Consider the following 13061-nt stretch of genomic DNA (forward strand, 5'->3'; position numbering starts at 1 on the left):
CGCGGACGCGGTGAGGGCCGCACCCCGGTCGGTCGGGGTGCGGCCCTCACTCAGTGTGCCCGTTCGGAGCTCAGACAGCGAGCTCGACCGTGATGTTGCCGCGGGTCGCCTTGGAGTACGGGCAGACCTGGTGGGCCTTCTCGATCAGGCTCTTGGCGGTCTCGGCGTCCACGTTCGGGATGGTCGCCGAGATCTTGACGATGATGCCGAAGCCGTCGTCGTTCTTCCCGATGCCCACCTCGGCGGTGACCGTCGAGCCGGACACGTCGGCGTTCTCGTTGCGGGCGACGACGCCCAGCGCGCCCTGGAAGCAGGCGCTGTAGCCGGCCGCGAAGAGCTGCTCGGGGTTGGTGCCCGCGCCGGAGCCGCCCATCGCCTTCGGCGGGTTCACGACGACGTCGAGCTGACCGTCGTCGGTGGCGACCCGGCCGTCACGGCCGTTCTCGGCGGTGGCGACGGCGGTGTAGAGAACGTCGGAGTGCTGAATGGACATGCTGGTCATTCCTTCATCGGTTCGCCGCGACTCGCGCCCACGATCGCGACGGCTGAGGGAAGACTAGCGGTTCACCGAGACGATCATCTTTCCGGTGTTGTCCCCGCGCAGCAGACCGAGGAAGGCGTCCACGCCGTTCTCGATGCCCTCGGCGAAGGTCTCGCGGTGCTTCAGCTCGCCGGAGCCGAGCCAGCCGCCGACCTCCTGGACGAACCGGTCCTGCAGGCCGTAGTGGTCGCCGACCAGGACGCCCTGGAGACGGAGCCGCTTGCCGATGATCATCGCCATGTTGCGCGGCCCGGGGACCGGCTCCGTGTCGTTGTACTGGGCGATCATGCCGCAGATGGTGGCGCGGCCGTGCACGTTGAGCGAGGAGATCGCGGCTTCGAGGTGGTCCCCGCCGACGTTGTCGAAGTAGACGTCGATGCCGTCCGGGGCGGCCTCGCGGAGCTGGTCCTTGACCGGGCCGTTCTTGTAGTTGAAGGCCGCGTCGAAGCCGAGCTCCTCAACGAGGAACTTGACCTTCTCGTCGGATCCGGCGGAGCCGATGACCCGGGAGGCGCCCTTGAGCCGCGCCATCTGGCCGACCTGGCTGCCGACGGCCCCGGCGGCGCCGGAGACGAAGACCGTGTCGCCCTCCTTGAAGGAGGCGACCTCGAAGAGGCCCGCGTAGGCCGTGAGGCCGGTCATGCCGAGCACACCGAGGTAGGCGGAGAGGGGGGCGAGCGCCGGGTCGACCTTGGTCGCGTGCTGCGCCGGGACGTCGGCGTACTCGCGCCAGCCGAGGCCGTGCAGGACGTGGTCGCCGACGGCGAAGCCCTCCGCGTTGGACGCGACGACCTCGCCGACCGCGCCGCCGTCCATGGGGTGGTCCAGCTTGAACGGGGGGATGTACGACTTCACGTCGTTCATCCGGCCGCGCATGTACGGGTCGACGGAGAAGTGCAGGTTGCGCACGAGGATGCGGCCCTCGGCGGGCTCGGCCACCGGCACCTCGCGCAGGGCGAAGTCCGCGGCGGTCGGCCAGCCGTGCGGACGGGCGACGAGGTGCCACTCACGGCTGGACGCGGGAAGTACGGACATGAGCACGGCCTCCAGGCAAAGCTTCGGAACGCAAATGTTTCACTGACTGAAACAACCATGCGCCTGGATATTTCATGTTGTCAAGTATCTGGGTAGGATGATGCCCATGGCCACCTCACGCACGGACCCCCTGACCCTCGAAGTCGTCGAGCTGATCGGCACGGTCGTGGCGCGCTACTACGAGGAGTACGAGCAGGCGGCCGCTCAGCACTCGCTGACCGGCGCGCAGGCCCGGGTCCTCGGGCTGCTCTCGCTCGATCCGCTGCCGATGCGCAGGATCGCCCAGAAGCTGAAGTGCGAGCCGTCCAACATCACGGGGATCGTGGACCGCCTGGAGGCCCGCGGCCTGGTCGAGCGCCGGCCCGACCCCGACGACCGGCGGGTCAAGCTCGCCGTCCCCACGGACGAGGGCCAGGACACCGCCCGGCGGCTGCGCGAGTCCCTGGACTTCGCCCGCGAGCCCCTCGGCGAACTGACCGAGGTCGAGCGGACCCTCCTCCGGGACCTGCTGAGGCGGATGCTCGGCGAGGGCCCGGTCTAGGGGGTCCCGCCCCGGGGCTGAGGGGCCGCCGCGGGCGCAGCGGCCTCGGACACGCGCCCCATCGGACACGCCCCCCTCAGACGCACCACCAGAGGAAGCGGGTGCAGGTCGGACTGGGGGTCGGGGTCGGGGTGGCGCTCGGTGTGGCCGTCGCCGTCGCCGTTCCGGACGGTGAGCCGCTCGGGGTGGGCCCGGTGGCCGTGGGCGTGGCCGTCGCCGTGCCCGGGGCGGTCGGCGTGCCGGGCTGCGGGACGTCGGGCGTGGCGGTCGGGGACGCCGGACCGGTGGGCGTCGGCGTCTCGGCCGGGGGGCCACCGTCCCCCTCCCCCGTACCGGAACCGGAGCCCGTACCGCTTCCCGTGCCCGTACCTGCACCCGTACCGGATCCCGTGCCCGCGCCGGAGCCCGTGCCCACCTGGTGTTCGCGGGTCGGCTCGTTCGTGCGTGGCGCGGACGTGACCTCGGGCGGCCGGGAGCCGTCCGGCGGGCCGTCACCCTCCGGGCCCTCGGTGCTCTCGGCGCTCTCCGTGATCTCGGGAGGAACGGGCGGTACCGAGGTCTCCGCGACCTCCTGCTCCCGCACGGCCGTGGCCGCGCCGCTCGCCTCCGGCTCCTGCAGGGCCAGCTGCACCACGCCCAGCGTCCCGGCCGCGAGGACCAGGCCCACCGTCCCCAGCAGCACCGTCCGCCCCCGGCGCGCCCGCGCCCGTCTGCTCCCGCGCGGGGCGGACCGGCCCCGCGCGGCGGTCCGGGCGGCGCGACGGCCGCCCGTGGCGGGGCGCGGCGGCTCGACGACGTCCAGTTCGTAGACGAACTCGGGCTCGACGGGCGGAGCGGGTGCGTGGGGGGTCTCGTACCGCACGTGCTCGACGAACTCGGGCCCGGCGGGCGCAACGGGAGCGTGGGGGGTCTCGTACCGCAGTTCCTCGACAGGGGTCCCGCACCCGGCACAGGCGAGGGCCCCGTTGAGATGCCGCCGGCACGCGTGGCAGTAGTCCATGGGGCCCGCAGGCTATGCGGCGCGGTGCGGCGACAGGTAGGCGCGGAGGTGAGGATCCTGTGAGGAAACCGCAGGTCGTCGGCGGTGCGTCGCGATTCTCCCGCTTCGGTCAGGATCGTCTCGGGCCCCGCCCGTCCCCCCTCCGGTGGCCCCGGGCGGCTCAGCCCAGCGCGCGCCGGGCCCGGGGCGGTCGCACGATGCGAACTAGGGAGTGTCCTGCCGATCGGGCCGGACCAGGGCGGCGGGGCGCGACACCAGGCGTCGCGACCCCGGCCTGATCGGCAGGACACCCCCAAGGACCGCGCAACGCGAAACACCTCGCCCGTGCCAGCACCGCATTCCGGAGGATCCGCCGTGACCGTCAGCCTTGAGCAACTGCGCCGTTGCCATGTCGCCGTCGACCTGGGGGCCGCGCGCACCCGGGTCTTCGTCAAGGGCGCCGGACTCGTCGTCGACGAGCCCAGCGTCGCCGCCGTCAACACCCGCACCGGAGCGCTGATCGCCGTCGGCGCGCTGGCGGAGAAGATGACGGGCCGCACCCCCGACTACATCCGGGTCGCCCGGCCCGTCTCCGGCGGCACGGTCGTCGACATCGAGATGGCGCAGCGGATGCTCCGCCACCTGCTGGGCGAGAAGCTGCGCCGTCAGCTCCGTCGCAAGCCGCGGCTGCGCGCGGCGGCCTGCACGCCCCACGACAGCGACCCGCTCGCGCAGCGCGCCGCCGTGGAGACCCTCGTCGGTCTCGGGGCGCGCCGGGTCGAGCTGGTCGACACCCTGATCGCCGCGGCCGTGGGCTGCGGTCTCCCCGTCGAGCAGCCGACCGCCACCATGATCATGGTGTGCGGGGCGGCGACCACGCAGGTCGCGGTGCTCTCGCTGGGCGCGATCGTCACGGCGGAGCGGATCCCGATCGGCGGCGACGCCATCGACCACGCCGTCATCCAGCACCTGCGCCACCACCACGAGCTGATGCTGCCGAGCCAGTCGGTGCGCCCGCTCCAACTCGCCCTCAGCGGAAACGGCCTGACGCCGCACGGCCCGGCCTCCACGGAGATCCACGGCCGGGACGTCGCCACGGGCCTGGCCCGCTCGGTGACCGTCGACACCGCCGCCGTACGGGAGGCGATCCACACCCCGCTGACCGCGGTCCTCGACGGCATCGGGAAGGTGCTGCGCGACTGCCCGCCGGACCTGGTGGCCGACCTCGCGGACCGCGGGATCATGATGGTCGGCGGCAGCGCCCTGCTGCCGGGCCTCGACCAGATGCTGCGCGAGGCGACCGGCATGCCGGTGCACATCGCCGAACGCCCCGACGTCTGCGCGGTCCTGGGGCTCGGCGCGATGCTGGAGGGCAAGGTCCAGCCGATGGTGCTCGACCCGCTGTCGGTGCGCGACCCGCTCGCCGATGCCGACTGACCCCCGCCTCCACCCCATTCGTGCGATTCATACGATTCGTACGACAATGAGACCGTGACGATCATGGACGGGTCCGAAGACGTGGACGAGGGCGGCGTGGACGAGCACGGCGCCCTCCTGCCCCTGCTGCTCGAAGCCGTCCTCAGCGTCGGTACGGATCTCGAACTCCACGCCACCCTCCAGCACCTCGTGGACTCGGCGGCCGAACTGACGGGGGCCCGCTACGGAGCGCTCGGGGTCGTCGACCCCGAGCGCCACCGGCTCACCGACCTCTTCACCCACGGCATGACCGACGAGGAGCGGCAGCGGGTCGGCGGGCTCCCCGACGGCCACACCGGGCTGCTCGGCCTCCTGGCGCAGGACCAGCAGCCACTGCGGATCGACGACCTGACGTCCGATCCCCGCTCGTCCGGAGTCCCCGGGGGACACCCGCGGATGCGCTCCTTCCTCGGCGTCCCGATCCGGGTCCACACCCAGGTCTTCGGCAACCTCTACCTCACCGAGAAGCGGACGGGCCCCTTCACCGAGCAGGACCTCAGCCTTCTCCGGATCCTCGCCTCCCAGGCCGGCATCGCCATCGGCAACGCCCGCCTGTACGAGACGACCCGGCAGCGGGAGCGCTGGATCGAGGGCGCGGCGGCCGTCACCACCGCCCTCCTCACCGGCGAGTCCGCCGAGAACGCCCTGATGACCGTCGCCGAGCAGGCCAGGATCCTCGCCGACGCCTCGGCCGGCGTCGTCCTCCAGCCCACCCCCGAGGGCGGGATGGAGATCGTCGCCGCCTCGACCAACGACGACCCCGGCGAGCTGGTCGGCACGACGATCGCGCCCGGCTCCCCCGTCCTCGTCCAACTCCTCGGCGGGGAACCCGTCTTCGTGGAGGACTCGGCGACGGACCCCCGGATGACCACCCATGTCCGGTCCCGGTTCGGCCCGTCGATGATGCTGCCCCTGCAGAGCGGCGGGAAGCTCATCGGCACCCTCGCCCTCCCCCGGCGGCGCGGCGGGCCGCCGTACTCGGCGGTGGACCGCCTCCTGGCCTCGCAGTTCGCCTCGCAGGCCGCGCTCGCGCTGGTCCTCGCGGACGCCCGGCACGACCGGGAGCGGCTCGCGGTGTACGAGGACCGGGACCGGATCGCGCGGGACCTGCACGACCTCGTCGTCCAACGCCTGTTCGCCACGGAGATGATGCTGGAGTCGACCCGCCGGCGCGCGGCCGGCGCCGACAGCTCCCACGGCACCGCGCGCCCCGACAGCCCCGACAGCCCAGAGGGCTCCGACGGCTCCGCCTACGACGAGACCGCGCTCCTCGGCCGGGCCGTGGACGAGCTGGACTCGACGATCCAGGAGGTCCGGACGACCATCTTCGCGCTCCAGCAGCCCCCGGCGGACGCGCCCACCTCCTTCCGCGGCCGGGTCCTGCGCGAGACGGGCGGCGCGGCGGCCCTGCTCGGCTTCCAGCCGTCCGTGCACTTCTCGGGCGCGGTCGACACGCTCGTCGAGGACGAGGAGGCAGGGAAGCTGCTCGCCGCCCTGCGCGGGGCGCTCGCGGCGGCCCACCGGCGGCCCGGGATCACCGCGATCACGGTCGAGGTGACGGCCGGCGGCGAGGGCGTACGGCTGCGGGTCGAGGACGACGGGACCCCGCCGACCACGGTCGTCTGGCCGCAGAGGCCGGAGAGGCCGTAGAGGCCGTAGAGGCCGTAGAGGCCGGAGAGGCCGGAGAGGCCGTAGGTGCCGTACGGGCCATGGGGCTTGCCGGCGCCACGGGGGCTCGTCTGCGCCACCGGGGCCGGAGAGGCCCGGACGGAGCAGTCCCGCGCGCCGCCGTCCCCGCCCCGATCTTGACTGGAGGCGTGGACACCGAGACCAAACCCCCGACAGCGGCGGCCTACCGCAACCTGGTGATGGCCACCATCGGCTTCACGCTCACCTTCTGGGCCTGGGACCTGATCGCACCGATCGCGAGCTGGTACGGCGACCGCCTCGACCTCAGTTCCTTCCAGCAGTCGCTGCTCGTCGCGGTACCCGTCCTGGTCGGCTCGGTGGGCCGCATCCCGGCCGGCGCCCTGACCGACAAGTACGGCGCGAAGCTGATGTTCCCTGTCGTCTCGGCGCTGACGATCATCCCCGTGCTGCTCCTGATCGTCGCCAAGGACAGCTACGCCCTGATGCTGGTCGTCGGCTTCCTCCTGGGCCTCGGCGGCACGACCTTCGCCATCGGCATCCCGCTGGTCAACTCCTGGTTCCCGCCCGCCAAGCGCGGTCTCGCGCTCGGTGTCTTCGGCATGGGCATGGGCGGCGTGGCACTCTCCGGCTACTTCACGCCACGGATCGCGAAGCACGGCGAGAACCTCCCCTTCATCGTGGTGGCGATCGCGCTCGCCGTGTACGCCGTGCTGGCCGCCCTCCTCATCACCGACCGCCCCGACCGGCCCGTGCCCACCGCCTCCCTCGCGAGCCGGCTCGGCTCGGCGGGGCGGCTGCGGGTGACGTGGGAGCTGTCGGCGCTGTACGCGATCGGCTTCGGCGGCATCGTCGCGTTCGGCGTCTACCTGCCGACGTACCTGAAGACCTGGTACGAGCTCGACCCGACGGACGCGGGCACCAAGGCCGCAGGGTTCGCCGTGGTCACCGTCGTTTTCCGGCCGATCGGCGGCTGGCTCTCGGACCGGGTCCACCCGGCCCTCGTGACGGCCGGCGCGCTCGGCGTGGTCGCCGTCTTCGCGATCGTGCAGGCCTTCGACCCCGAGCTGAACCCGGGCGGCACGATCGCCCTGCTCGTCATGGCCGCCGGTCTCGGCACGGCCAGCGGCTCCGTCTTCGCCCTGGTCTCCCAGGTCACGCCGCAGGCCCAGGTCGGCAGCGTCACCGGCATCGTCGGCGCGATGGGCGGCCTCGGCGGCTTCGTGCCGCCGCTGGTGATGGGCGCGATCTACAGCGCCAAGGGCTCGTACTCCATCGGCTTCATGCTCCTCTCCGACCTGGCGCTCGCGGGCTGTGTGTACGCGTACGGGCGGATGCGCGGGATCCGGCCCGGCGGGGGCGAGCCGGAGCCCGAGCCGACGAAGATCACAGTCCGCCGGCCCTGACGGGCGGGCAGAATTCTCCGGGCAACCCTCGACCTCGACATCGACCCGAGGAGTACGACCGGTGAGTGCGCTCTTCCCCGCCCTGGACGCCCGATCCCCGGAGGGCGGTTCCCCGGCCGCGACCGATTCCGGCCGGCCCGCGCTGCGCTGCGGCCCGGAGATGCTGACGTACGCCGGACTGGCCCGCGCCGCCGGCGCCCTGGCGGAGCGGATCGGGGGCGCGGGCCGGGTCGCCGTCTGGGCCACGCCGAGCGCGCACACGGCGGTCGCGGTGGTGGCCGCCCTGCTCGCGGGCGTGCCCGCCGTACCGCTCAACCCGCGCACCGGCGAGCGGGAGCTGGCGCACATCCTCGGCGACAGCGCGCCCGGCGCGGTGCTCGCGGCGCCGGGGGACGAGCTGCCGGCCGGGCTCGCCGCACTCCCCCGGATCGACGTGGACCTCGCCCCGGACGGGCCCGTGGCCCCGGTGACGGAACCGGAGGACGCCGAGTCCCCCGCCCTCGTCGTCTACACCTCGGGCACCACCGGCCCCCCGAAGGGCGTCGTGCTCTCCCGCCGGGCGATCGCCGCCTCCCTCGACGCGCTGGCCGAGGCCTGGGAATGGACGGCGGACGACGTGCTCGTGCACGCGCTGCCGCTGTTCCACGTCCACGGGCTGATCCTCGGCCTCCTGGGCCCGCTGCGGCGGGGCGGCGAGGTACGGCACCTGGGCGCGTTCTCGGTGGAGGGCGTGGCACGGGAGCTGGGCGCCGGCGGCACGATGCTGTTCGGGGTGCCGACGATGTACCACCGGATCGCGGACGCGCTCGACGAGGACACGCGCCTCGTGGAGGCGCTGGCGGGGGCGCGGCTCCTCGTCTCGGGCTCGGCGGCGCTGCCGGTCCACGACCACGAGCGGATCACGGCGGCGACGGGCCGGGCGGTGGTGGAGCGGTACGGGATGACCGAGACGCTCATGAACACCGGGGTGCGGCCGGGCGGCGAGCCCCGGCCGGGCAGCGTCGGGACCCCGCTCGCGGGCGTCGGCCTGCGCCTGGTGGACGAGGACGGCTCCGTCCTGAAGGAGCTCGACGGGGAGACGGTCGGCGAGGTGCAGGTCCGCGGGCCGAACCTCTTCTCCGGCTACCTGAACCGGCCGGACGCGACGGCCGCGGCCTTCGACGGCGACTGGTTCCGCACCGGCGACATGGCGGTCCGCGAGGCGGACGGCGCGGTGCGGCTGGTGGGCCGCAAGGCGACCGACCTGATCAAGAGCGGCGGCTACAAGATCGGGGCGGGCGAGATAGAGAACGCGCTGCTCGACCACCCCGGCGTGCGGGAGGCGGCCGTCACGGGCGAGCCGGACCCGGACCTGGGCGAGCGGATCGTGGCCTGGGTGGTGCCGGCGGACGCCGCGACACCCCCGGCGGAGGCGGAGCTCGCGGAGCACGTGGCGGGCCTGCTCGCCCCGCACAAGCGGCCCCGGGTGGTGCACTACCTCGACGCGCTCCCCCGCAACGACATGGGCAAGGTCCTGAAGAAGGCGCTCCCCTCCACTCGTTGACCGAGCATCGAGGAAGGAAGGGAAGGGAAGAGGCCGGGCCCCCGGCTCACCGGGGCCCGGCCTCGCACTGGTTCGGCGCCGCTACTTCACGCCGAGCGCGCGGATCAGTTCCTGGGTGACCGTGCCGCCCTGGTCGTCGCTCGCGCCCGCCCGCAGGGAGACGGAGGCCGCCCCGGACGGGATGCGGAGCTCACCGCTCCAGGAGGCGCCGCGCCACGAGGGCTTGAGGGCGACCTTCGTCCAGGTCTTCCCCTCGTCGTAGGAGACGTCCAGGGTGCCGCCGGTGATCGTGCCGGTGCCGGAGGCGCCGTCCACGTACTCGGCGAAGGTCCGTACGGGCAGCCTGCTTCCGGCCTTGACGTCGCCGTCGAGGTCGGTGTCCAGGTCGAAGCCGAGGTTGAGCATCGGCAGGTAGGTGATCCGGTCGTGCGGGGTCTCGGCCGAGCGGAAGGTCCACTCGCTGTGGCCCTTGGTGGCGAGCCGCCAGCGGGCCGGGTCGAGCGCGGTGTCGGTGACGACCTTGTACGTGGCCTCCTGTGCCGGGGCGTCCCAGGCGTAGGCGCCGGAGCTCTTCTTCCGGTCGACGCGGACGCCGTCGACGTACACCTCGGTGAACTGGCTCATCGTCGGGTCGCTCCACACGTTGCCGAAGCCCGTGTGGTCGGTGCCCGAGTCGCCCCAGCCCGGGGTGTTGAAGCGCAGGTCGTTGCCGGTGCGCTGCTGGCCCCAGCCGAGGCCGGTGCCGAGCCAGGGGTGCCAGACGGGGCCGAACCAGTCGAGGTCGACGCGGCTGCCGCCCCGGTAGGACGGGGTGCCGCCGCGCTCCTCCAGGGAGTCGCCGAGGTCGACGGACTCGTGCCAGCGCTGGCCGGTGCCGGTGGAGACGTACTCGGTGCGCTCGGCCGGGAAGGCGATCCACTCCTTGAAGCCGACGCCGATCGGGAAGGCGTCGGTGATCGAGTAGCGGAACTCGCCGCCCAGCTCCGCGCGCTTGGTCGGCGCGTGGAAGGTCGAGCGGATCGTGGCCAGTTCGTCCTCGTCGGGGTGGAAGACGAGGTCCTTGCCGATGGCGCGGGGGTGGCCCTCGGAGAGGTCGTACGTGTACGGGGTGAAGCGGGTGCCGGTCAGGTCGACGCGCTGGCCGCGGGCCGCGCCGGCGGCGAGCCGCTTCGCGTCGGCGGTGTTCACGGTGGAGACGGAGAGCGGCCGGTCCTCGTAGTCGGCGGTGCCGAACCACTTCATCAGCCGGCCCGGCCGGTCGTCGGTGACGAACAGGGCCTTGGCGCCCGCGTCCTGGGCGGTCTGGGCGAGCTGCGTCGGGTCGGCGCCGGCGGTGAGCCGGACGAGGACGGCCTTGCCGGTGGCGTCCTTGCCCGCGTACTCGGCGGGGGTGCCGGTGCCCGCGTCGACGAGGCCGAGGCGGTGGCGGCCTTCGAGGAGGGTCGCGCCGCCCTGGGGGGTGGCGCCGGAGAGGCGGACGCCGTCGACGCTCGCCTCCACCATCGGCTTGCCGAGGCGCCAGACGGTCCGGTACTCGAAGGTGCCGTCGGTGACGGGCGCGGTCGGCGCGGCGAAGAGCGAGTCGTAGGTCATGGGGACCTGGACGATGTCCGTGTAGGAGGTGCCGTTGGCCTTCCGGTCGTACTCCATGAGGAGCTGCCGGGTCTCGGTCCGCTTCTCGACCTCGGCGCGGATCTCGCGCAGCTGCCGTCCGTCGAGGGTGATCTCGCGGTCGCGGTCGAGGACGACCTCCGGGGAGGCGAGGAAGCCGAGGCCGAGGGAGTCGGCGCCGTGCGAGCCGCGCACGTCGAGGAAGCTGTCGACGGTGTACGTACCGGGCTTGAGGCGCAGTTCGACGGTGCCGGAGTCGCCGACGGCCGCCGGGAAGGGGTCCTCGCCCGGGGTCAGCTTCTTCATGCCGAGGAAGGCCGCGGTGGGGGCGCCGTCGCGGTCCTTGACGTGGACGGTGAGGGTGTAGCGCTCCTCCTCCTTGACCAGGCCGAGCGCGGTGTGGGCGACGGGCGTGCCGCCGGCGGTGGCGGTGATCCGGCCGGAGGACCGCCCGACGGGGGCCTTGGTGCCGTCGCCGGTGACGGTGGTGCTCGCGGTGCCGTGGGCGGGGACGGTGAGGGTGGTGTCGGCGAGGGCGGCGACCCCGGTCGGCATGCCCTCGACGGCGAGGTTCAACTCGACCGGTGCGTCGGAGGAGTTGGTGTAGGTGACGGTCCTGGTGACCGGCTTGTTCTCCTCGTACGGCCAGGAGGCGAAGCCGAGGTCGGCGGAGCCGGTGGCGGTGACGTTCGCGGCGATCACGGCGGCCACGTCGACGCGGCCGGCGCCGAGGGCGTACGCGGAGGCGTCGAGCGTCTTCGAGGAGGACATGAGGGCGTTCTTGAGCTGGGCGCCGGTCCAGTCGGGGTGCTTCTCGGCGAGCAGCGCGGCGACGCCGGCGATGTGCGGGGTCGCCATCGAGGTACCGCTCATGGCGGTGTAGAGGCCGCTGCCGGCGGCGAGCTGGGAGCGGGCGGCGAGGATGCCGACGCCCGGGGCGGAGAGGTCGGGCTTGAGGGCCTGGTCGCCGTGGCGGGGTCCCTGGCTGGTGAAGTAGGCGGCCTCGTCGGCGGAGTCGACGGCGCCGACGGTGAGCGCGGAGTCGGCGGCGCCGGGCGATCCGATGGAGCCGGGGGCGCCGGAGTTGCCGGCGGCGATGACGAAGAGGGCGCCGGTCTCGGCGGTGAGGGTGTCGACGGCCTGCGCCATCGGGTCGGTGCCGTCGCTGGGTTCGCGGGAGCCGAGGCTCATCGAGACGATCTTCGCGTCGATGTCCTTGGCGGCCCACTCCATGCCGGCGATGATCTGCGACTCGGTGCCGGAGCCCTCGTCGCTGAGGACCTTGCCGACGGCGAGGGTGGCGCCGGGTGCGACGCCCTTCTCCTTGCCGTCGCTCGCGGCGCCGGAGCCGCCGACGGTGGAGGTGACGTGCGTGCCGTGGCCGTCGCGGTCGGCGACCTCCTGGCCCTCGATGAACGACTTGCTCTCGGTGACCCGGCCCGCCAGGTCGGGGTGGCCGAGGTCGGCGCCGGTGTCGAGGACGGCGACCTTGACGCCCTTGCCGGTGAGCCCGGCCTCCCAGGCCTTCGGGGTGCCGATCTGGGCGTTGGAGTCGGCCATGGCGGCCTCGACCCGGCCGTCGAGCCAGACCTTGGCGGGGGCGGCGGTGCGGGCCTTCGGCGCGGTGAAGTCCTGCCAGAAGGCGGCGGGGTCGGTGGCGGTGACGGCGGCGCCGCCGATGCTGGGGAGGGCGCGGACGGTCTCGGTGCCGCGCGGGGCGGGGGCGGCGGCCCGGGCCCCCTTGGACCCGTGGGTGACGATCAGCGGCAGTTCCCCGGTGAGGCCCTGCTCGACGAGGCCCGTGACGTCGAAGAGCCGGGGGTCGAGCGTGCCGGAGGCCAGGTAGGGGGCGGCCTCGTCCGGGACGACCGTGACGCGTCCGTCGACGACCTGGGTGCGTATCGCGCCGGTGGCGCCCTCGGCCCGGTCGACGGTGACGGTCTGCTTGCCGTCGGCGAGGTCGGTGAGGGTGACGCGGTCTCCGGTGAGGAGGGTGACGGTGGTGCTGGTGCCCGTGCCCTTGGCCCCGGTGAAGGTCGCGGGTACGGGGGTGGTGGCGCCCGGCGCGGCGGCGGTCTGCCCGGCCGAGAGCATCACGAGGGTGATGCCGGCGGCGAGCAGGCCGGCCCTCCCTCTGCCGAAGGGGGTGATCCTCGACGTCATCGACGAAACTCCTCGCGGACCCGGGGTAGGGGGTTTTCCGGGTGCCGCGAGGAGTCTTGGCCTGTGGGGCGGGAGTTGACCCCGGTTGCTCCTGGCGGTTATGCGCCGTGGCGGCCAAC

At 73.5% G+C, this 13061-nt stretch carries 9 protein-coding genes; 5 read left to right on the plus strand and 4 right to left on the minus strand.

Annotated elements, in window-relative coordinates; all coding sequences use genetic code 11:
* Window positions 1-70: 70 nt before the first annotated feature.
* Both ACF08F_RS06220 and ACF08F_RS06225 read right to left on the minus strand, forming a co-directional pair.
* Entirely contained in the window at window positions 71-493 is a 423-nt protein-coding gene (locus ACF08F_RS06220) for an organic hydroperoxide resistance protein (protein ID WP_030693363.1), read from the minus strand.
* A 63-nt stretch (window positions 494-556) separates the two neighbouring features.
* Window positions 557-1576, minus strand: coding sequence for an NADP-dependent oxidoreductase (locus ACF08F_RS06225; RefSeq protein WP_392297294.1), 1020 nt, complete (start codon window positions 1574-1576; stop codon window positions 557-559).
* 106 nt (window positions 1577-1682) lie between these two features.
* On the opposite strand from ACF08F_RS06225, the gene ACF08F_RS06230 reads away from it, so the two are divergent.
* Complete coding sequence (locus ACF08F_RS06230) at window positions 1683-2117, plus strand: MarR family winged helix-turn-helix transcriptional regulator (RefSeq protein WP_392297295.1); 435 nt, start codon at window positions 1683-1685, stop codon at window positions 2115-2117.
* Window positions 2118-2193: 76 nt separating this feature from the next.
* On the opposite strand, the gene ACF08F_RS06235 is transcribed toward ACF08F_RS06230, so the two are convergent.
* A complete protein-coding gene (locus ACF08F_RS06235; RefSeq protein ID WP_392297296.1) occupies window positions 2194-3117 on the minus strand; it encodes a hypothetical protein in 924 nt (307 codons plus the stop codon).
* A 354-nt stretch (window positions 3118-3471) separates the two neighbouring features.
* Here ACF08F_RS06235 and ACF08F_RS06240 point away from each other — a divergent pair, with 354 nt between their 5' ends.
* From ACF08F_RS06240 to ACF08F_RS06255, 4 genes are all read left to right on the plus strand, one after another.
* On the plus strand, window positions 3472-4533 hold the full coding sequence (locus tag ACF08F_RS06240) for a rod shape-determining protein (protein WP_150270593.1): 1062 nt from the start codon (window positions 3472-3474) through the stop codon (window positions 4531-4533).
* Between the two features lie 63 nt (window positions 4534-4596).
* Entirely contained in the window at window positions 4597-6222 is a 1626-nt protein-coding gene (locus ACF08F_RS06245) for a GAF domain-containing protein (RefSeq protein ID WP_392297297.1), read from the plus strand.
* Window positions 6223-6440: 218 nt separating this feature from the next.
* Window positions 6441-7625 (plus strand): MFS transporter, encoded by a 1185-nt coding sequence (locus ACF08F_RS06250; RefSeq protein WP_392297334.1) that lies wholly within the window; start codon window positions 6441-6443, stop codon window positions 7623-7625.
* A gap of 61 nt (window positions 7626-7686) precedes the next feature.
* Window positions 7687-9168 (plus strand): acyl-CoA synthetase, encoded by a 1482-nt coding sequence (locus ACF08F_RS06255; RefSeq protein WP_392297298.1) that lies wholly within the window; start codon window positions 7687-7689, stop codon window positions 9166-9168.
* Window positions 9169-9249: 81 nt separating this feature from the next.
* Here ACF08F_RS06255 and ACF08F_RS06260 read toward each other — a convergent pair whose 3' ends face one another.
* Window positions 9250-12942 carry a S8 family serine peptidase gene (locus ACF08F_RS06260; protein ID WP_392297299.1) on the minus strand — a complete coding sequence of 1231 codons (3693 nt, stop codon included), beginning with the start codon at window positions 12940-12942 and terminating at the stop codon, window positions 9250-9252.
* Window positions 12943-13061 lie beyond the last annotated feature (119 nt).

It is taken from the genome of Streptomyces sp. NPDC015130 (assembly GCF_043080005.1).
Lineage (GTDB): Bacteria > Actinomycetota > Actinomycetes > Streptomycetales > Streptomycetaceae > Streptomyces.

Excerpts from the sequence above, each read along its gene's own strand:
- ACF08F_RS06220 (WP_030693363.1), bottom strand. The coding sequence starts at position 493 with ATGTCCATTCAGCACTCCGACGTTCTCTACACCGCCGTCGCCACCGCC.
- ACF08F_RS06225 (WP_392297294.1), bottom strand. The coding sequence starts at position 1,576 with ATGTCCGTACTTCCCGCGTCCAGCCGTGAGTGGCACCTCGTCGCCCGT.
- ACF08F_RS06230 (WP_392297295.1), top strand. The coding sequence starts at position 1,683 with ATGGCCACCTCACGCACGGACCCCCTGACCCTCGAAGTCGTCGAGCTG.
- ACF08F_RS06235 (WP_392297296.1), bottom strand. The coding sequence starts at position 3,117 with ATGGACTACTGCCACGCGTGCCGGCGGCATCTCAACGGGGCCCTCGCC.
- ACF08F_RS06245 (WP_392297297.1), top strand. The coding sequence starts at position 4,597 with ATGGACGGGTCCGAAGACGTGGACGAGGGCGGCGTGGACGAGCACGGC.
- ACF08F_RS06250 (WP_392297334.1), top strand. The coding sequence starts at position 6,441 with ATGGCCACCATCGGCTTCACGCTCACCTTCTGGGCCTGGGACCTGATC.
- ACF08F_RS06260 (WP_392297299.1), bottom strand. The coding sequence starts at position 12,942 with ATGACGTCGAGGATCACCCCCTTCGGCAGAGGGAGGGCCGGCCTGCTC.